This is a genomic window from Streptomyces sp. NPDC002868 (assembly GCF_055563295.1).
The window spans coordinates 251,637-269,182 of record NZ_JBVHDR010000012.1; the positions used below are offsets into that span (position 1 = coordinate 251,637).

General features: G+C 70.9%; 17 protein-coding genes and 1 pseudogene. 4 read left to right on the top strand and 14 right to left on the bottom strand.

The features are described 5' to 3' along the window. Positions 1-67: 67 nt before the first annotated feature. The 8 genes from gatB to ACZ3H8_RS31285 all read right to left on the bottom strand — a co-directional run bounded on the left by gatB (position 68) and on the right by ACZ3H8_RS31285 (position 10,098). On the bottom strand, positions 68-1,576 hold the full coding sequence (gene gatB / locus ACZ3H8_RS31250; protein ID WP_467407552.1) for an Asp-tRNA(Asn)/Glu-tRNA(Gln) amidotransferase subunit GatB: 1,509 nt from the start codon (positions 1,574-1,576) through the stop codon (positions 68-70). A 16-nt stretch (positions 1,577-1,592) separates the two neighbouring features. Continuing rightward, entirely contained in the window at positions 1,593-1,832 is a 240-nt protein-coding gene (locus tag ACZ3H8_RS31255; RefSeq protein WP_467407554.1) for a hypothetical protein, read from the bottom strand. Next, positions 1,829-3,322: an Asp-tRNA(Asn)/Glu-tRNA(Gln) amidotransferase subunit GatA gene (gene gatA / locus ACZ3H8_RS31260; protein ID WP_467407555.1), complete on the bottom strand. Its 1,494-nt coding sequence runs from the start codon at positions 3,320-3,322 to the stop codon at positions 1,829-1,831. The genes ACZ3H8_RS31255 and gatA overlap by 4 nt, the downstream gene beginning before the upstream one ends. Positions 3,323-3,327: 5 nt before the next feature. Continuing rightward, positions 3,328-3,624: an Asp-tRNA(Asn)/Glu-tRNA(Gln) amidotransferase subunit GatC gene (gene gatC / locus ACZ3H8_RS31265; protein WP_356228241.1), complete on the bottom strand. Its 297-nt coding sequence runs from the start codon at positions 3,622-3,624 to the stop codon at positions 3,328-3,330. 130 nt (positions 3,625-3,754) lie between these two features. Further along, a complete protein-coding gene (locus ACZ3H8_RS31270; protein WP_467407557.1) occupies positions 3,755-5,875 on the bottom strand; it encodes a putative bifunctional diguanylate cyclase/phosphodiesterase in 2,121 nt (706 codons plus the stop codon). Positions 5,876-6,190: 315 nt separating this feature from the next. Then, on the bottom strand, positions 6,191-8,374 hold the full coding sequence (gene ligA / locus ACZ3H8_RS31275) for an NAD-dependent DNA ligase LigA (RefSeq protein WP_467407558.1): 2,184 nt from the start codon (positions 8,372-8,374) through the stop codon (positions 6,191-6,193). 42 nt (positions 8,375-8,416) lie between these two features. Beyond that, positions 8,417-9,412 (bottom strand): methionine synthase, encoded by a 996-nt coding sequence (locus tag ACZ3H8_RS31280; RefSeq protein ID WP_467407559.1) that lies wholly within the window; start codon positions 9,410-9,412, stop codon positions 8,417-8,419. Next, positions 9,409-10,098 carry an SDR family oxidoreductase gene (locus tag ACZ3H8_RS31285; RefSeq protein WP_467407561.1) on the bottom strand — a complete coding sequence of 230 codons (690 nt, stop codon included), beginning with the start codon at positions 10,096-10,098 and terminating at the stop codon, positions 9,409-9,411. Before ACZ3H8_RS31285 ends, ACZ3H8_RS31280 begins: the two co-directional genes overlap by 4 nt. 109 nt (positions 10,099-10,207) lie before the next feature. Between ACZ3H8_RS31285 and ACZ3H8_RS31290 the strand changes: the two genes are divergently transcribed. Both ACZ3H8_RS31290 and ACZ3H8_RS31295 read left to right on the top strand, forming a co-directional pair. Beyond that, on the top strand, positions 10,208-10,537 hold the full coding sequence (locus ACZ3H8_RS31290; RefSeq protein ID WP_467407653.1) for a DUF427 domain-containing protein: 330 nt from the start codon (positions 10,208-10,210) through the stop codon (positions 10,535-10,537). Between the two features lie 66 nt (positions 10,538-10,603). Continuing rightward, a pseudogene (locus tag ACZ3H8_RS31295) lies at positions 10,604-11,394 on the top strand (alpha/beta fold hydrolase). Between the two features lie 40 nt (positions 11,395-11,434). Here the strand turns inward: ACZ3H8_RS31295 and mnmA are convergent. Continuing rightward, positions 11,435-12,562: a tRNA 2-thiouridine(34) synthase MnmA gene (mnmA, locus tag ACZ3H8_RS31300; RefSeq protein WP_467407562.1), complete on the bottom strand. Its 1,128-nt coding sequence runs from the start codon at positions 12,560-12,562 to the stop codon at positions 11,435-11,437. Between the two features lie 61 nt (positions 12,563-12,623). On the opposite strand from mnmA, the gene ACZ3H8_RS31305 reads away from it, so the two are divergent. After that, positions 12,624-13,334, top strand: coding sequence for an N-acetylmuramoyl-L-alanine amidase (locus ACZ3H8_RS31305; RefSeq protein ID WP_467407564.1), 711 nt, complete (start codon positions 12,624-12,626; stop codon positions 13,332-13,334). On the opposite strand, the gene ACZ3H8_RS31310 is transcribed toward ACZ3H8_RS31305, so the two are convergent. The 3 genes from ACZ3H8_RS31310 to ACZ3H8_RS31320 form a co-directional block, all read right to left on the bottom strand. After that, positions 13,327-14,490, bottom strand: coding sequence for a cysteine desulfurase family protein (locus tag ACZ3H8_RS31310; RefSeq protein WP_467407566.1), 1,164 nt, complete (start codon positions 14,488-14,490; stop codon positions 13,327-13,329). The genes ACZ3H8_RS31305 and ACZ3H8_RS31310 overlap by 8 nt on opposite strands. Before the next feature lie 90 nt (positions 14,491-14,580). Continuing rightward, a complete protein-coding gene (locus tag ACZ3H8_RS31315; RefSeq protein ID WP_467407567.1) occupies positions 14,581-14,904 on the bottom strand; it encodes a DUF4190 domain-containing protein in 324 nt (107 codons plus the stop codon). Positions 14,905-14,918: 14 nt separating this feature from the next. Further along, positions 14,919-15,071: a hypothetical protein gene (locus tag ACZ3H8_RS31320; RefSeq protein WP_467407569.1), complete on the bottom strand. Its 153-nt coding sequence runs from the start codon at positions 15,069-15,071 to the stop codon at positions 14,919-14,921. A gap of 111 nt (positions 15,072-15,182) precedes the next feature. Here ACZ3H8_RS31320 and ACZ3H8_RS31325 point away from each other — a divergent pair, with 111 nt between their 5' ends. Then, positions 15,183-15,803, top strand: coding sequence for a TetR family transcriptional regulator (locus tag ACZ3H8_RS31325; RefSeq protein WP_467407570.1), 621 nt, complete (start codon positions 15,183-15,185; stop codon positions 15,801-15,803). A gap of 13 nt (positions 15,804-15,816) precedes the next feature. On the opposite strand, the gene ACZ3H8_RS31330 is transcribed toward ACZ3H8_RS31325, so the two are convergent. Together ACZ3H8_RS31330 and ACZ3H8_RS31335 are read right to left on the bottom strand one after the other, a co-directional pair. Further along, the gene (locus ACZ3H8_RS31330; RefSeq protein WP_467407571.1) at positions 15,817-16,902 is read right to left on the bottom strand and encodes a DUF7405 family protein; all 1,086 of its coding nucleotides are present in this window, start codon (positions 16,900-16,902) and stop codon (positions 15,817-15,819) included. Further along, the gene (locus ACZ3H8_RS31335; protein WP_467407573.1) at positions 16,899-17,546 is read right to left on the bottom strand and encodes an NAD(P)H-binding protein; all 648 of its coding nucleotides are present in this window, start codon (positions 17,544-17,546) and stop codon (positions 16,899-16,901) included. The genes ACZ3H8_RS31330 and ACZ3H8_RS31335 overlap by 4 nt, the downstream gene beginning before the upstream one ends.

Below are 17,546 nucleotides of genomic sequence, written 5' to 3' on the forward strand. Positions count from 1 at the left end.
GCCGAGCACGAAGTGGCGGCCCGCACCAGTCGGTGCGGGCCGCCACTCCCTCTGCCGATGCTCGTCGTCAGGCCTCGACGCCGAGCTTCTCCAGGATCAGTTCCTTCACGCGTGCCGCGTCCGCCTGGCCGCGGGTGGTCTTCATGACCGCGCCCACCAGCGCGCCGACCGCCGCGACCTTGCCGCCGCGGATCTTGTCGGCGATCGCCGCGTTGCCCGCGATCGCCTCGTCGACGGCCGCGCCGAGCGCGCCCTCGTCCGAGACGACCTTCAGGCCGCGCTTCTCGACGACGGTGTCCGGGTCGCCCTCGCCCGCGAGCACGCCCTCGATGACCTGGCGGGCCAGCTTGTCGTTGAGGTCGCCGGCAGCGACCAGCTCGGCCACCCGGGCCACCTGGGCCGGCGTGATCGGGAGCGAGGCGAGCTCGACGCCGTCCTCGTTGGAGCGGCGGGCCAGCTCACCCATCCACCACTTGCGCGCGGAAGCCGCATCCGCGCCCGCCTCGATCGTGGCGGCGATCAGGTCGACCGCCCCCGCGTTGAGGATCGACTGCATGTCGTGCTCGGAGACGCCCCACTCCTCGCGCAGCCGGTTGCGGCGGACCCTCGGCAGCTCGGGCAGGGTCGCCCGAAGCTCCTCGACCCACTCGCGCGGCGGCGCGATCGGCACCAGGTCGGGCTCCGGGAAGTACCGGTAGTCCTCGGCCTCTTCCTTCACCCGGCCGGACGTCGTGGAGCCGTCCTCCTCGTGGAAGTGACGGGTCTCCTGGATGATCGTGCCGCCGGACGAGAGCACCGCGGCGTGCCGCTGGATCTCGAACCGGGCCGCACGCTCGACGCTGCGCAGCGAGTTGACGTTCTTCGTCTCGGAGCGCGTGCCGAACTTCTCGACGCCGTGCGGGCGCAGCGACAGGTTCACGTCGCACCGCATCTGGCCCTGCTCCATGCGCGCCTCGGAGACGCCGAGCGCCTTGATGAGCTCGCGCAGCTCCGCGACGTACGCCTTGGCGACCTCCGGCGCACGCTCGCCCGCGCCCTCGATCGGCTTGGTGACGATCTCGATCAGCGGGATGCCGGCGCGGTTGTAGTCCAGCAGCGAGTGGGACGCGCCATGGATACGGCCGGTGGCGCCGCCGACGTGCGTCGACTTGCCGGTGTCCTCCTCCATATGGGCGCGCTCGATCTCCACGCGGAAGACCTCGCCGTCCTCCAGCTGGACGTCCAGATAGCCGTTGAAGGCGATCGGCTCGTCGTACTGCGAGGTCTGGAAGTTCTTCGGCATGTCCGGATAGAAGTAGTTCTTCCGGGCGAAGCGGCACCACTCGGCGATCTCGCAGTTGAGCGCGAGGCCGATCTTGACGGCCGACTCGACGCCGATCATGTTGACGACGGGGAGCGAGCCGGGCATGCCGAGACAGGTGGGGCAGGTCTGCGAGTTGGGCACGGCGCCCAGCTCGGTCGAACAGCCGCAGAACATCTTGGTCTTGGTGCCGAGTTCGACATGGACCTCGAGGCCCATGACGGGGTCGTACGCCGCGAGAGCGTCCTCGTACGACACCAGTTCAGTGACGGTCACGGTGAAACTTTCCCTCTCAGCCCAGCAGGACGTCGTCGTCGCCCAGGCGCTTCAGCTCGCGGTAGAGCAGGGCCAGGCCGGTGACGATGGCGGCAGCGGATACGGCGGCATCGATCAGCCGGAGCGTGTCGTTCTCAGCGCGGGCCTTCTTGGCCTGCTTGATCACGCTCAGCGCGCCGAACGCGGTGGTGCCGATGGACAGGTACGTACCGGTCTTGGACTTCTTGAAGCCCTTGGCCTTGGCAAGTGTGCTCACAGCGACGGTGCCTCCTCGAGCAGCGGGTGGCCCCACTTTTCCACGAAGGCGGCCTCGACGGCGGCGCCGACCTTGTACAGCCGGTCGTCCTTCATGGCGGGGGCGATGATCTGCAGACCGACCGGCAGTCCGTCCTCCGGCGCGAGGCCGCAGGGCAGCGACATCGCGGCGTTGCCGGCCAGGTTGGTCGGGATGGTGCACAGGTCCGCGAGGTACATCGCCATCGGGTCGTCGACGCGCTCGCCGATCGGGAAGGCGGTGGTCGGCGTGGTCGGCGAGACGATCACGTCGACCTGCTCGAAGGCCTTCTCGAAGTCCCGGGTGATGAGCGTACGGACCTTCTGCGCGGAGCCGTAGTACGCGTCGTAGTAGCCGGAGCTGAGCGCGTACGTGCCGAGCATGATGCGGCGCTTGACCTCGTCGCCGAAGCCGGCCTCGCGGGTCAGCGCGGTGACTTCCTCGGCGGACCTCGTGCCGTCGTCGCCGACCCGCAGGCCGTAGCGCATGGCGTCGAAGCGGGCCAGGTTGGACGAGCACTCGGACGGCGCGATCAGGTAGTACGCGGAGAGCGCGAGGTCGAAGGACGGGCAGTCCAGCTCGACGATCGTCGCGCCGAGCGACCGCAGCAGCTCCACCGACTCGTTGAAGCGCTGGACGACACCGGCCTGGTAGCCCTCGCCCGAGAACTGCTTGACGACACCGACGCGCATTCCGGCGACCGAGCCGCTGCGCGCGGCCTCGACGACCGGCGGGACCGGGGCGTCGATGGACGTCGAGTCGAGCGGGTCGTGGCCGGCGATGACCTCGTGCAGCAGCGCCGCGTCCAGGACTGTGCGGGCGCAGGGACCGCCCTGGTCGAGGGAGGACGAGAACGCCACCATGCCGAAGCGGGAGACGCCGCCGTAGGTGGGCTTCACGCCGACCGTGCCGGTGACGGCGGCGGGCTGACGGATGGAGCCGCCGGTGTCCGTGCCGATGGCGAGCGGGGCTTCGTACGAGGCGAGGGCGGCGGAGGAGCCGCCGCCGGAGCCGCCGGGGATACGGGTCAGGTCCCACGGGTTGCCCGTCGGGCCGTACGCGCTGTTCTCGGTCGAGGACCCCATGGCGAACTCGTCCATGTTGGTCTTGCCGAGGATGACGACGTCGGCGGCCTTGAGTTTCTTGGTCACCGTCGCGTCGTACGGCGGGATCCAGCCCTCGAGGATCTTCGAGCCGACCGTGGTCGGGATGCCCTCGGTGGTGAAGATGTCCTTCAGCGCGAGCGGAACGCCGGCCAGCGGACCGAGCTTCTCGCCCGCCTCGCGCTTTGCGTCCACCGCGCGGGCCTGCGCCAGTGCGCCCTCACGGTCGATGTGCAGGAAGGCGTGCACCTTCTCGTCGACGGCGTCGATCCGGGCCAGGTGAGCCTCGGTGACCTCGACGGCCGTGAGCTCGCCGGCGGCGATCTTCGCGGCGATCTCGGCCGCGGTGAGCTTGATGATGTCCGTCACGGTGATTAGTCCTCCCCCAGGATCTGCGGCACCTTGAAACGCTGCTGCTCCTGGGCCGGGGCGCCGGAGAGCGCCTGCTCGGGGGTGAGCGACGGACGGACCTCGTCCGGGCGCATGACATTGGTCAGCGGCAGCGGGTGGGAGGTCGGGGGTACGTCTTGGTCGGCGACCTCGGAGACGCGGGCGACCGCGCCGATGATGTCGTCGAGCTGTCCGGCGAAGTGCACGAGCTCTTCGTCCTTCAGCTCCAGACGCGCCAGCCGGGCGAGGTGGGCGACCTCCTCGCGCGTAATGCCAGGCATGCAGCGATCCTCAGGGGTGAGTGTGTGTGGTTTGGCCCAATCCTATGGGGCGCGGGCCACAACCCACGAAACGGTTATCCGGACCGGGTCCCGCACGGCCGGTCGCGGGCCGCGCGAACAAGCCGGTACGTCAGGGGACGACCTGGCCCGACGGCTCGTCCGCGTCCGTCGGGGTGGCCGCGGGCAGCTCGGCCGGGCGGTGCCAGCCGCGCTCGCCCCTGGCCCGCAGCCATGCGGTGGTCTCCTGCGGCGGCATCGCGGCCGCGACCAGCCAGCCCTGTACGGCGTCGCAGCCCAGGTCGCGCAGCCGCTCCCAGGTCTCGTCGTCCTCGACGCCCTCGGCGACCACCAGCAGGCCCAGCGAGTGAGCCAGGTCCACGGTGCAGCGGACGATCTCCGCGTCCTCGTTGTCGACGGCGAGCCGGGCGACGAACGAGCGGTCGATCTTGAGCTCGCTGACGGGGAGGCGTCGCAGATGTACGAGGGAGGAGTAGCCGGTGCCGAAGTCGTCCAGGGACATCTTGACGCCGTGTTCGGTCAGCCCGGCGAGGGTGTCGGCGGCGCGCTGCGGGTCCTCGAGGAGGACGTGTTCCGTGATCTCCAGCTGGAGGGCGCCCGGCGGGACGCCGTGCCGGGCGAGGCGCGCGGCGACGGATCCGGCGAAGCCGGGGGTGTGCACATCGCGCGGCGAGACATTGACGGCGACCGGCACGTTCAGCCCCTGCGCGCGCCACTTCGCGACCTGGGCGAGGGCCGTATCGAGCACGTACTCCGTCAGATACGGCATCAGGCCCGAGGACTCGGCGATGGCGATGAACTCGTCCGGGGAGACCCTGCCACGCTCCGGGTGGACCCAGCGGACCAGGGCTTCCAGGCCCGCGACATGGCCGTCGAAGCGGACCTTGGGCTGGTAGTGGAGCTCCACGTCGCCGGCGTCCAGGGCCCGGCGCAGATCGCCCAGCAGGCCGAGCCGGTCGGGGGTGTTGCTGTCCCGCTTGGACTCGTACACCTCCACGCCCGTGCGGTCCCGCTTCGCCTGGTACATGGCCACGTCCGCGCGCCGCAGCAGGCCCTCCGCGTCGTGCGCGTGCTCGGGGAAGACGGCGACGCCGGCGCTCGCCTCCAGGACGAGGGTCAGGCCGTCCAGGTCGAGGGGCGACGACAGCTCGGCCACCAGATTGCGGGCGACGCGCTGGGCGCTGGTGGTGGAGTCGGCGGTGGGGAGCAGTACGGCGAATTCGTCGCCGCCGAGCCTGGCCGCCTCGGCGCCGCGCGGCAGGGCGAGCCGCAGCCGGTCGGCTATCTGCAGGAGCAGCCGGTCGCCCGCGAGATGGCCGAGCGTGTCATTGACGGAACGGAACCGGTCGAGATCGATCAGTACGAGAGCCGAACGGGCACCGTTGCCCTCGGCGTCCTCCAGGGCGGCCCAGGTCCGCTCCAGCAGCCACTGCCGGTTGGGCAGCCCGGTCAGCGGATCGCGAAGCTGCTCCTCGGCCCTGGCCCGGGCGATCCAGAGCGTGGAGTCCAGAGCGATCAGCGGTACGGCGAACAGCGGCAGCAGCAGTGGCAGCGCGACCGCGACGACACAGATCAGCGGGGCGATGCCGAGCAGGGCGACCGCGACAAGACCCTGCCTCAGCAGGGCCGTACGGGCCACGGTGGGCAGGCCGCCGCCCTGCGGGGCCAGCACATACCACAGCAGCAGCCGGGTGACCGCTAGATAGGCCGTGGCCGCGAGCATCACTTCGGGGGCGGCCGCGATACCCCAGTCGAGTGGCGACCAGGGCTGCTCGACGCTCGGCTGCACCCCGAACACAGCGAGGACGAGCGCCGCCGCGGCGATGCCGAGGATGTCCACGGAGCCGTGCAGCAGGCCCTGGCGCCAGCGGTGCCTGCGGGCCGCGCCGACCAGGGCGACCACGGCGAGGCTGACAAGTCCGGCCGGCACCCAGCCGAAGAGCAGCAGGGCGGCGAGCGTGAGGGCGGCGCCCGATCCGGTGCCGCCCCACCAGCGGTCGCGGCCGAGCGCGACCAGATGGCCCACGATGATCCCGGTGAGGACGGCAAGCGACCAGCCCACCGTGGAGTTGGGGAAGAGTGCGTTGCCGTCCTGCACCGCCCTGACGATGCCGGTGGTGAGCAGGGCCGCGGCGCAAACGACGACGGCGACGGGCAGCCCCGGCGTCGTGCCCGCAAGGGCCGCGATTCCACCCGGCCGTGAGACCGGGGCGGCGCTCTCGGTCGGTTTCATTCCCGTCCCTCTCACAGCCGGCGGTGCCGATGCCTCGCGATGGCTCCCGTTGTCATGCCACCACGACTGAAATCCACCACGCAGCCGTGCACGACAGGCGCACATCTCAACAGTAGGCCGCAGGAGGCTCGGAGGGGCAGCGCTCTACAGCTCTTGCCCGAATGCGACCTGGCCACCCTTATCCGTCTGGTATGCGCTGAACGGGTGACCTGTACCGGTCGTTCGGACCCGGATTCCGGCGTCTGATTCCCGCCCCGTGCGCCCCCTCCGGGCTCCCGTACGAGCCCCCTCCAAGCCCCGCGCACGCCCCCTCCGTTACACCTCTGCAGGCACAGCGGCCTCACGGGCCGCGTCAGGGCCCTGTTCGAGCAGTACGGCGAAGCCCTCCTCGTCCAAGACCGGCACCTTCAGCTGCATCGCCTTGTCGTACTTGGAACCGGGGTTGTCGCCGACCACCACGAAGGCCGTTTTCTTCGAAACAGAACCGGCCACTTTCGCGCCGAGGCTCTGGAGGGCTTCTTTTGCGCCATCCCTGGTGTAGTTCTGCAGGGTGCCGGTGACGACGACGGTGAGTCCTTCCAGCGGACGCGGCCCCTCGTCCTCTCCCCCGCCCTCTTCCTCCATGCGGACGCCCGCCGCCCGCCACTTGCGCAGGATCTCGCGGTGCCAGTCCTCCTCGAACCACTGCTTGAGCGAGGCGGCGATGGTCGGCCCGACGCCCTCGACGGCCGCCAGCTCCTCCTCGGTGGCCTGCTCGATCCGCTCGATCGACCGGAACTCCCGGGCCAGCGCCTCGGCCGCCACCGGGCCGACATGACGGATGGACAGACCCGTGATGATCCGGGCCAGCGGGCGCTCCTTGGCCGCCGCGATGTTCTCCAGCATCGCCAGGGCGTTCTTCTTCGGCTCGCCGAGCTGGTTGGCGAAGACCGTGACGACCTTCTCCTCGCCCGTCTTCGGGTCGCGCTTGGGCAGTCCGCTGTCCTGGTCCAGGACGTACGCCTTGATCGGCAGCAGCTGCTCGATGGTGAGGCTGAAGAGGTCGCCCTCGTCGGTCAGCGGCGGTGTGGGCGGCTCCAGCGGCTTGGTGAGCGCGGCCGCGGCCACATAGCCGAAGTTCTCGATGTCCAGCGACTTGCGTCCGGCGAGATAGAAGAGACGTTCACGCAACTGGGCGGGGCAGGAGCGGGCGTTGGGGCAGCGCAGGTCGACGTCGCCCTCCTTCATGGGACGCAGCGCCGTGCCGCACTCGGGGCACTCGGCCGGCATCACGAACTCCCGCTCGCTGCCGTCCCGCAGATCCGCGACCGGACCGAGGATCTCCGGAATGACGTCGCCCGCCTTGCGCAGCACCACCGTGTCGCCGATGAGCACGCCCTTGGCCTTGACCACGTCCTGGTTGTGGAGCGTGGCGAACTCGACCTCGGAGCCCGCGACCGTGACCGGCTCGACCTGGGCGTACGGCGTGACGCGGCCGGTGCGGCCGACGCCCACCCTGATGTTGACCAGCTTGGTGTTGACCTCCTCCGGCGCGTACTTCCAGGCGATCGCCCAGCGCGGCGCCCGCGAGGTGGAGCCGAGCCGCCCCTGGAGCGGGATCTCGTCGAGCTTGACGACCACGCCGTCGATCTCGTGCTCCACGGAGTGCCGGTGCTCGCCGAAGTACGCGATGAACTCCCGTACGCCTTCGAGGGAGTCGACCACCTTGTTGTGCTGCGCCGTGGGCAGGCCCCATTCGCGCAGCAGGCCGTACGCCTGCGACAGGCGGTCGATGTCGAAGCCCTGGCGGGCGCCGATGCCGTGCACCACCATGCGCAGCGGACGGGTCGCCGTGACCTTCGGGTCCTTCTGGCGCAGCGAACCCGCCGCCGCGTTGCGCGGGTTGGCGAAGGGCTTGTCACCCGCCTGAACCAAGCGGGCGTTGAGCTCCTCGAACTTCTCCATCGGGAAGTAGACCTCGCCGCGGATCTCGACGAGATCCGGGATGCGGTCACCCTGGAGCCTGTCCGGGATGTCCGCGATAGTCCGGACATTGGGGGTGATGTCCTCGCCGACGCGGCCGTCGCCGCGGGTCGCCGCCCGCGTCAGCCGGCCCTTCTCGTATGTGAGGTTGACCGCGAGGCCGTCGACCTTCAGCTCGCACAGGAGGTGGTAATCGGAGGTGTTGACCTCGCGCGCGACACGCTCCGCCCAGGCGGCCAGCTCCTCGTCGTCGAAGGCGTTGTCGAGGGAGAGCATCCGCTCGCGGTGCTCGACCGCGGTGAACTCCGTCTCGTACTGACCGGCGACCTTCTGGGTCGGCGAGTCGGGCGTACGCAGCTCGGGATACTCCTCCTCCAGCGCCTCCAGCGAGCGCAAGAGCTTGTCGAAATCGCCGTCGCTGATGACCGGCTGGTCCTTCACGTAGTACCGGAAGCGGTGCTCCTCGACCTGCTCGGCCAGCCGGGCGTGCTTCTCCCGTGCCTCGGCGGGCACCTGCCCTTGCTGTTCGACAGCCACCGTCTCGTCCTCCCGTTTACTTCAGCCTGTTACTTCAGCCCGTTACTCAGGGTTGTCCGCGAGCGATCTCGCGGCCCGGACGCAGTGGGCGAGCGCCGCGCGTGCATACGCGGGTGACGCACCCGCGAGCCCGCACGACGGGGTGATCACCACGGACTCGGTGAGAGTCCCCGGATTCAGCCCCAGCCTGCGCCACAGCGTCCTGACACCCATGACGCTACCGGCAGGGTCTGACAATGGAGCGTCCGTGGACGGCACGACGCCCGCGAACAGCTGCGTACCGCCCTCGACCGCCTCGCCGATCTGTTCCTCATCACGCTCGGTGAGCAGACCGAAATCGAACGAGACGCCCGCGACCCCGGCCCGGCGCAGCAGCGCGAACGGCACGTCCGGCGCGCAGGAGTGGACGGTGACGGGCTCCTCGCTCACCCCGATCACATCCCGCAGCGTGCTCTCGACGACCTGGCGGTCCACCGCCCTGTGGGTGCGATACCCGCTGGCGGTCCTGATCTGTCCACGCAGTACGGCGGTGAGCGACGGCTCGTCGAGCTGCAGCACCAGGCGGGCGCCGGGCACCCGGCGGCGTACCTGCGCCAGATGCGCCCGCAGTCCTTCCGCGAGCGAGCCCGCGAGGTCCCGGACGGCGCCGGGATCGCCCAGCGCGGCCTCGCCGCCCCGCAGTTCCAGCGCGGCGGCGAGCGTCCACGGCCCCACGGCCTGCACCTTCAGTGGGCCCTCGTAACCCTGGGTGAACTCCTCCAGCGCGTCGAGGTCCTCGCCGAGCCAGGAGCGGGCGCGGCGGGTTTCGCGCCCCGGCCGATCGCTGATCCGCCAGCCGCTGGGCTCGACATGCGCGTACATCTCGACGAGCAGCCCGATGGTCCGGCCGATCATGTCGGCGCCCGGCCCGCGGGCGGGCAGCTCGGACAGATACGGGAAGTCCTCGAAGGACCCGGCGACGGTCTTCGCGGCCTCGTGCGCGTCACCGCCGGGCATGGACCCGACGCCGGTGGCGGGACCCCATGGGAATGCGTTCATCGTCCCGGCCGCACCGTCAGGTCGTTGATCTCCGCGTCCCGTGGCAGATCCAGCGCAGTCAGGATCGTCGTCGCGACCGACTCCGGGGCGATCCAGCGGGACGCGTCGTACTCCTTGCCCTCCTGGGAGTGCACCTTGACCTGCATGGGGCTGGCGGTGCGGCCCGGGTAGACCGATGTCACGCGTACGCCGTTGCCGTGCTCCTCCTCGCGCAGCGAGTCGGCGAGCGCCTTCAGCCCGTGCTTGGAGGCGGCGTAAGCACCCCACTGAGCATGGGCGTGGAGGCCCGCGCCCGAGTTGACGAACAGCACATGCCCCTGAGCGGCCCGGAGTTGGGGCAGGAACAGCCGGGTCAGCTCGGCGGGCGAGACCAGGTTGGCGTTGAGCTGCTGGTGCCAGGTCTTGGGCCTGAGCTCGACGATCGGGCCGAGGTCGACGACGCCCGCGATGTGCAGCAGGGAGTCCAGTCGGTCCGGCATCGGCTGCATGCCGAGCGACCTGGAGATGCGGTCCGGATCGGCCAGGTCGGCGACGAGCGTGCGGGCGCCCTCGTACTCGGCGGCGAGCTCCTTGGCACGGCCGGCGTCGCGGGCCAGCAGGATGAGCTCGTCGCCGCGCTCGTACAGCCGGCGCGCGACGGCCGTGCCGATGCCGGAGCCTGCTCCGGTGATCAGATGTGTAGCCATACGGGACATGCTCGCACTACCGCACGCCGCCGCCCGCGGCGGAGCGGCTGATATCCAGGAGGTCGCGGTACGTGGGAAGAAGTACGGCCCGGACGGTGCTGTCACGGGTATGGCCAAAGGACACACGATCACCATCGAGCAGGGCACGGACCATGTACGGGTAGTGCGCGACGGGCAGCTCCTCGCCGAGAGCCGGCGGCCCTTGCTGCTGCACGAGACGGGCCTGCCGGTCCGCTACTACCTCCCCCCGGAGGACGTACGCACCGAACTGCTCACCCGCTCGGACACCCACACCCACTGCCCGTTCAAGGGTGACGCCGACTACTGGTCGCTGCCGGGCGCACCCGATCTGGTGTGGGCGTACCCGGAACCCAAGGACGAGGTGGCCCGGATCAAGGGGTATCTGTGCTTCTACGACACCGAGGTCGTCCAGGACTGACCAGCGGATCCAGAGAAATCTGCGGCCGGGCGATGAGTTCTGCGCCGTACGCCGGTCAGTGCTCATATGGACAACATGAGCAGGACGCTGAGCAAGACGGAGTCGGCTGACGGCACGCTCATCGCGTACGAACAGCGGGGCGAGGGCCCGCCGGTCGTTCTGGTCGGCGGGGCCCTGTGCACGGCGGCGACCGACGCGCCGCTGGCCGCAGTACTCGCTCCGCACTTCAGCGTGTTCACCTACGACCGGCGCGGCCGGGGTGCGAGCGGTGACACCGCGCCGTGGACCGAGAGATCGAGGATCTCGCTGCCGTCATCGCCCAGGCGGGCGGCAGCGCCTCTGTGCACGGTATGTCCTCGGGCGCCGAGCTGGTGCTGAGGGCGGCGGCCGCCGGGCTGCCGATCACCCAACTCTCGGTCTACGAGCCGCCGTTCGAGACGAACCCGACGGCCAGACAGGAGCCTGCCGCGCACGTCGGCCGGCTGCGCGACCTGGTGGCGCAGGGGCGGCGCGGCGATGCCCTCGCGCTCTTCCTGACCGAGATCGGGGCGCCGCCCGAGGCCATCGAGGGAATGCGGCAGACCCCGATGTGGGCCGAGCTGGAGGCGGTGGCACACACCCTCGCCTACGACCACGAGATCATGGGCACCGGCCTGGTACCCGTCGACCGGCTGCGCGCGCTCCACACCCGCGTGATGGTCGTCGACGGCGGCGCGAGCCCGGCCTGGCTGCGAGAGGCGGCGCGCGCGGTGGCCCACGCCCTGCCGCGCGGCCGGCACCGCACGCTGACCGGCCAGACGCACGAGGTGGCGCCGCAGGTGCTGGCCCCGGTGCTCACGGAGTTCTTCGCCGGCTAACCCTCCGCGATCTTCGTCGGCTAGCCCTCCGCGCTCAGGTTCAGGCGACGGACGCTGCCGCCCGCTCGGTCGTCGCAATCGTCGCCGAGCCGACCACACGCGTACCGTCGTACAGCACGATCGCCTGGCCGGGTGCCACTCCCCGCACCGGCTCGGCGAAGGAGACCTGGAGCTCGTCGCCGACCAGCCCGGCGGTCACCGGCGTCTCGCCGCCATGGGCGCGCAGCTGCGCGGTGTACGTCCCCGGGCCCGCCGGAGCCGTCCCGCACCAGCGGGGCTTGATCGCGGTCAGGGCCGTGACGTCCAGTGCCTCGACCGGGCCGACCGTCACCGTGTTGTTCACCGGCGAGATGTCCAGGACATAGCGCGGCTTGCCGTCGGCGGCGGGGTGGCCGATGCGCAGGCCCTTGCGCTGGCCGATGGTGAAGCCGAAGGCTCCGTCGTGCGTGCCCAGCTTCGACCCCGACTCGTCGACGATGTCGCCCTCCGCCGCGCCCAGGCGCGAGGCAAGGAAGCCCTGGGTGTCGCCGTCGGCGATGAAGCAGATGTCGTGGCTGTCGGGCTTCTTGGCGACCGCGAGTCCCCTGCGCTCGGCCTCCGCCCGGATCTCCCCCTTGGTGGTGAGGGTGTCGCCGAGCGGGAACATCGCGTGCGCGAGCTGGCGCTCGTCGAGCACTCCGAGGACGTACGACTGGTCCTTTGCCATGTCGCTGGCGCGGTGCAGCTCGCGGCTGCCGTCCTCACCCATCACGACCGTGGCGTAGTGGCCGGTGCACACGGCGTCGAAGCCGAGGGCCAGCGCCTTGTCCAGCAGCGCCGCGAACTTGATCTTCTCGTTGCAGCGCAGGCAGGGGTTGGGGGTGCGGCCGGCCTCGTACTCCGCGATGAAGTCCTCGACCACGTCCTCGCGGAAACGCTCGGCGAGATCCCAGACGTAGAAGGGGATGCCGATGACGTCCGCGGCGCGGCGGGCGTCGCGCGAGTCCTCGATGGTGCAACAGCCGCGCGCGCCCGTACGGAACGACTGCGGGTTCGCGGACAGGGCCAGGTGCACACCGGTGACGTCGTGCCCGGCCTCGGCGGCGCGTGCGGCGGCGACGGCGGAGTCCACTCCGCCGGACATCGCGGCGAGTACTCGAAGGGGGCGCTGGGGAGTCTGAGGAGTCATAGCTCTACCAGGGTAAGGGGCTCCGGGAACCGAAAGCTCGCGAGTATGCGTTGGGCATCGCATGGGGAGCGAATCGAAGCGCGGCGGCAAGCGCGGCAAGGGGCGGGGCGTCAGTCGGCGGGCCGTGCTGATCGGCGGAGGGGCCGCGGTGCTCGGCGTCGGCGCGCTGGCGCAGGACGAGCTGCGGCGTGCCTGGTGGAAGCTGCCGGGGATGGCGAAGCCGCGTAAGGAGGGTGAGCTCGACCATCTGGGCGCGGAGTGGACAGCGGCGTCGCGGGCGAACTGGCGGCTGGCGGACCGGCCCGACGACTACCGCATCGACCGCGTGATCATCCATGTCGTCCAGGGCAGCTATCCGACGGCCCTGAGGGTCTTCAAGGATCCGGGGCACGGCGCGGCGACGCACTATGTCGTGCGCAAGGACGGGCATGTGGCGCAGATGATCCGCGAGCTGGACGTGGCGTTCCACGCGGGGAACCGCTCGTACAACGAACGCAGCATCGGCATAGAGCACGAGGGTTTCGTGGACCGGCCGGCCGGTTTCACGGACGCGATGTACCGGGCTTCGGCGCAGCTGACGGCGGGGATATGTGTGCGGTACGACATACCTGCCGACCGTGAGCACATCATCGGGCATGTGGAGGTGCCGGGGACGGACCACACCGATCCCGGGCCGCACTGGGACTGGAACCGCTACCTCGGGCTCGTACGCAAGGCGCTGCCGACGGCGCGCGAGGCGGCGGGGTCCAAGGCGGCGGGGCGGGCTAGCTGAGCCCTGCCGTACGGGCCCGTTCCACCGCGGGGCCGATGGCCTCGGCGACCGCCTCGACATCCGCCTTGGTGGAGGTGTGGCCGAGGCTGAAGCGCAGAGTGCCGCGGGCCAGGTCCGGGTCGGTGCCGGTGGCGAGCAGGACATGGCTGGGCTGGGCGACGCCGGCCGTGCAGGCGGAGCCCGTGGAGCACTCGATGCCCTGGGCGTCGAGGAGGAGAAGCAGGGAGTCGCCTTCGCAGCCGGGGAAGGTGAAGTGCGCGTTGGCGGGGAGGCGGTCCTGCGGGTCGCCGCCGAGGATCGCGTCCGGGACTGCCCTGAGCACGGCCTGGACGAGTTCGTCGCGCAGTGCGCCGATGTCGCGGGCGAAGTCCTCGCGGCGCTCGGCGGCGATGCGGCCGGCCACGGCGAAGGCGGCGATCGCGGGGGCGTCGAGGGTGCCGGAGCGGACATGGCGCTCCTGACCGCCGCCGTGCAGGACGGGGACGGGGGTGTACTCCCTGCCGAGCAGCAGCGCGCCGATGCCGTACGGTCCGCCGATCTTGTGTCCGGAGACGGTCATGGCGGCCAGCCCCGACGCGGCGAAGTCGACGTCGAGCTGTCCGAAGGCCTGGACCGCGTCGGCGTGCAGCGGGACACCGAACTCCCCTGCCACGGCAGACAGTTCCTTGACCGGCATGACGGTGCCGATCTCGTTGTTGGCCCACATCACGGTGGCGAGCGCGACATCGTCGGGGTTGCGCTCGATGGCTTCGCGCAGGGCCTCGGGGTGCACCCGTCCGTACGCGTCCACCGGCAGATACTCGACGTTCGCGCCCTCGTGCTCGCCGAGCCAGTCGACGGCGTCCAGGACGGCGTGGTGCTCGACCGGGCTGGCCAGCACCCGGGTCCTGGCCGGGTCGGCGTCGCGCCGCTGCCAGTACAAACCCTTCACCGCGAGGTTGTCGGCCTCGGTGCCGCCGGAGGTGAAGACCACCTCGCTGGGCCGCGCGCCGAGCGCCTCGGCGAGGGTCTCGCGGGCCTCCTCGACGGCGCGGCGGGCCCGTCGCCCGGCGGCGTGCAGCGCGGAGGCGTTGCCGGTGACGGTGAGCTGCGCGCTCATCGCCTCGACGGCCTCCGGCAGCATGGGAGTGGTCGCAGCGTGGTCGAGGTAAGCCATGGTGGCCACGATTCTACGAGGCGTGGCGGGGGCGCGGACGCGGCGCAGGGGTGTACGGCCGTGCGGGGGCCGCTCCCCTTGCCCCGGGCGTCAGCTCCCGAAGCCCCAGACGACGGTTCCGTTCGCGGTGACGGGCACGGCGAGGACGGCCAGGTCGGCGATGCCGAGGGCGAGTCCGAGGAGGGCGCGGCCGCGGCGCGCGGTGCCGCGCCAGAGGGAGATGCCGGCGAGGACGACGGCGATCGGGCCGAGCACGATGTTCATCACGAGCAGGCCGACGAGACCGAGTACGAAGGCGGCGACGGCCATGCCGTCGGCGTCTCGCCGGACATCGGGCCGCGCCTCGGGCCGGGCGTCGGGGTCACCGGTGCCGCTCTTGGTGCGAGCGTTTCGTGCGATGGCAGTGAGTTGCATGGCGATTCTCCGGGTCAGTGTCGGCTGGCGCGGCGCTCGCGCACGGCGAAGACGAGCAGCCACAGGCCGATGACGGTGCAGGCCACGAGGGATACGGAGAAGGGGAGTTGGACCACGGCGCCCAGCATGATCCCCAGCAGAAGGAGCGCTGCGACGAGGCCGATCATCGTCTTCCTCTCAGACTTCGGAATTTTGGGTGAACACTTGTCAGTACGACTGTTCACTGACTGATGAGTCTACTCTTCCCTTCTTGGGAGAACGGTTGTTTACTGAATGGCATGAGTCACAGTCACACCGTGGGGATCCGTCAGGCCCAGAAGCAGAAGACCCGTCAGGCCCTCCTGGACGCCGCGCTGCAACTCCTCGAGGAGCAGAGTCTGAGCAGCCTCGGCCTGCGCGAGGTGACCCGGGCGGTGGGTGTGGCTCCGACCGCGTTCTACCGGCATTTCCGGGACACGGCGGATCTCGGCGTAGCGCTGGTCGAGGAGACGCTCGGCAGCCTGCACGCCACGATCGGCGAGGCGCTCGCCGAGAGCGGTGACGACGTACGCATCGACCGGACGGTCGCGCTGATCGCGGAACTGGTCCGTACGTCCCCCGCGCATGTCCGCTTCATCGCCCGCGAGCGGCACGGCGGTGTACAGCCCGTGCGGGAGGCCATAGGCGCACAACTGCGGCGGTTCGCCGACGAGGTGGCGGCGGCGTTCGGCCGGGAGCCGGAGGCGGCGGGGTGGAGCGAGGCGGATCTGAAGATGCTCGCGGGTGTGTATGTGGACCACATGGTCATGACGGCCTCTACGTTCCTGGAGGCCGGTCCGCAGGGCGAGGAGCAGGTCAGTTCGGTGGCGCGCCGTCAGTTGCGGCTGATCAGCCTCGGCCGCCGGCACTGGCTGGACTGACGGCGCGTCCCCTTCAGGGCGTGGCGGGGGCCGGTGCCGAGAGATAGGGGAATGCCCGCGCGCCGCGCGGCGGAATGGCGAAGGTCGCGCGGCTGCGGACCTCGATGAAGCCGTTGATGCCGTTGCGGCGCCGGACTCCGACCGCGGGGTGGTGGGACGGTGCGTCGGCCGCGTTCATCACCGCGCGGGTCGCGTGGAAGTCCTCCATCGTGCGCTGCAGGGACACGAAGTGTGTGCCGGGTGCGCCGTGGTCGAGGGTGGCGAAGTCCCTGCGGTTGATGCGGGGGCGGCCGTTCAGGCGGGCCCGTCCGGTGGCCTGGGCGTGGCCGACGAGCCCGTGGGACGCGGCCGTGGCGGGCAGGTCGTCCGCGTCACTCCGTGCGTCGTCCACCAGTTTCTCGGCGGCTTCGGCGCTGATGCCGGGGGAGAACATATGGGCGCTGCGGGTGTCCGCGTCCTGCTCGTACCAGCTGTCGATGTCGAGCGTCAGACAGCTCACGTGCATCGTCGTCCCACCGGCGAGCGGCCCTTCGGTGATGGTGATGCTGTCCTCGTCGGCCTGGTTGCCGCGCAGGCCCGAGTGGAAGCCGAGCATCAGCGGCGCGCCCTGAGGCAGGCCCGCGGCGGGCAGCCGCCGGGCCGGCAGGCCCCGGCCCACGAATCCGGTCCGTACCTCGCGCAGCCGCAACCGGGTGCGCTGGTCGAGAGGACCCGCTCCGAAGAGCCGGCCGCTGACGCCGTCCAGCAACTCCTCGTCGTCGCTTGCGAGATGAAGACAGGCATCGATCTCTTCGAGGACGGGATTCTCCCAACGGGCCATGGGCAGCGGCCGCCCGACCGGGGAGCGGCGCAGCGAAGTGTGCCGCTCGAACCAGCCGGGCCCCCAGGCCAGAGCGGTGAGCAGCCCCTCCGGGCCGTACGGGAACTCCTCCTCGAGAGTCCGCAGGGCACCCTCCAGCCGGGCGGCGTCGTCCGGCGTCGGCGTACCCACGACGTCGAGCATCAGCAGCCGGTGGAACAGTGGTGCCAGGGGCCGGCCCTCGGGATCCGTACGGAACGTGGACTCCCAGGCGTGCTGGGCTTCGGGGAGCGATGTCATGAGAGGTCCTCGGGGTCGGGGCCCGGCTGGTCGTCCATGTCCGGACGGAGGCGGGCGAAAGCAGCGGCCCAGTCGGCGGTGGGCTCCCCCGGCTCGTTGTAGAGGGCGAAGGTGGTGGAGCGGGCCGCGGGGATCTCTACCGCGGCCACCAGCGTGGCGGCGATGTCGGCGCGGGCCACCATGCCGTCCGGCCTGGGGTGCTGGGTGAAGGTCAGCGCGTGTGAACCGGGGGGATCGTCGGTGAACCAGGTGGGCCGCACGATCGTGTAGGGCAGGCCACCGGCGCGCAGCTCCTCCTCCGCGGCGACCCGGCCCGGCAGCAGCGCGTCGTCGATCCGGTTGAGGGGGTGGGCCGGCCCGTGGCCGACGGCGAAGGAGCTGAGGAGCACCAGATGCGGCGGTACGCCGGCGGGCGCGGCCGCGGCGATCAGGCTGCGTACGGCCTGGTGCGTATGGCGCCAGGCGTTGCCGCGCCGGGGAATGAGGACGATCGCGTCCGCGCCGGCGAGTGCCCGGCCGACGGCGGAATCGTCCCCGAGATCGGTGAGTTCGACGACGTCATGGCCCCGCTCCCGGGCCGCGCCGGCGACCAGCAGCCCGGTGGACCCGCGATAGCCCGATGCCGCGACCACGATCCGGGCCAC

What these genes read in the sequence shown, in the direction of transcription:
- gatC (WP_356228241.1), bottom strand. Translation starts at nt 3,624, where the DNA reads ATGCCTGGCATTACGCGCGAGGAGGTCGCCCACCTCGCCCGGCTGGCG.
- ACZ3H8_RS31270 (WP_467407557.1), bottom strand. Translation starts at nt 5,875, where the DNA reads ATGAAACCGACCGAGAGCGCCGCCCCGGTCTCACGGCCGGGTGGAATC.
- ACZ3H8_RS31280 (WP_467407559.1), bottom strand. Translation starts at nt 9,412, where the DNA reads ATGAACGCATTCCCATGGGGTCCCGCCACCGGCGTCGGGTCCATGCCC.
- ACZ3H8_RS31285 (WP_467407561.1), bottom strand. Translation starts at nt 10,098, where the DNA reads ATGGCTACACATCTGATCACCGGAGCAGGCTCCGGCATCGGCACGGCC.
- ACZ3H8_RS31290 (WP_467407653.1), top strand. Translation starts at nt 10,208, where the DNA reads ATGGCCAAAGGACACACGATCACCATCGAGCAGGGCACGGACCATGTA.
- mnmA (WP_467407562.1), bottom strand. Translation starts at nt 12,562, where the DNA reads ATGACTCCTCAGACTCCCCAGCGCCCCCTTCGAGTACTCGCCGCGATG.
- ACZ3H8_RS31305 (WP_467407564.1), top strand. Translation starts at nt 12,624, where the DNA reads ATGGGGAGCGAATCGAAGCGCGGCGGCAAGCGCGGCAAGGGGCGGGGC.
- ACZ3H8_RS31310 (WP_467407566.1), bottom strand. Translation starts at nt 14,490, where the DNA reads ATGGCTTACCTCGACCACGCTGCGACCACTCCCATGCTGCCGGAGGCC.
- ACZ3H8_RS31315 (WP_467407567.1), bottom strand. Translation starts at nt 14,904, where the DNA reads ATGCAACTCACTGCCATCGCACGAAACGCTCGCACCAAGAGCGGCACC.
- ACZ3H8_RS31320 (WP_467407569.1), bottom strand. Translation starts at nt 15,071, where the DNA reads ATGATCGGCCTCGTCGCAGCGCTCCTTCTGCTGGGGATCATGCTGGGC.
- ACZ3H8_RS31325 (WP_467407570.1), top strand. Translation starts at nt 15,183, where the DNA reads ATGAGTCACAGTCACACCGTGGGGATCCGTCAGGCCCAGAAGCAGAAG.
- ACZ3H8_RS31330 (WP_467407571.1), bottom strand. Translation starts at nt 16,902, where the DNA reads ATGACATCGCTCCCCGAAGCCCAGCACGCCTGGGAGTCCACGTTCCGT.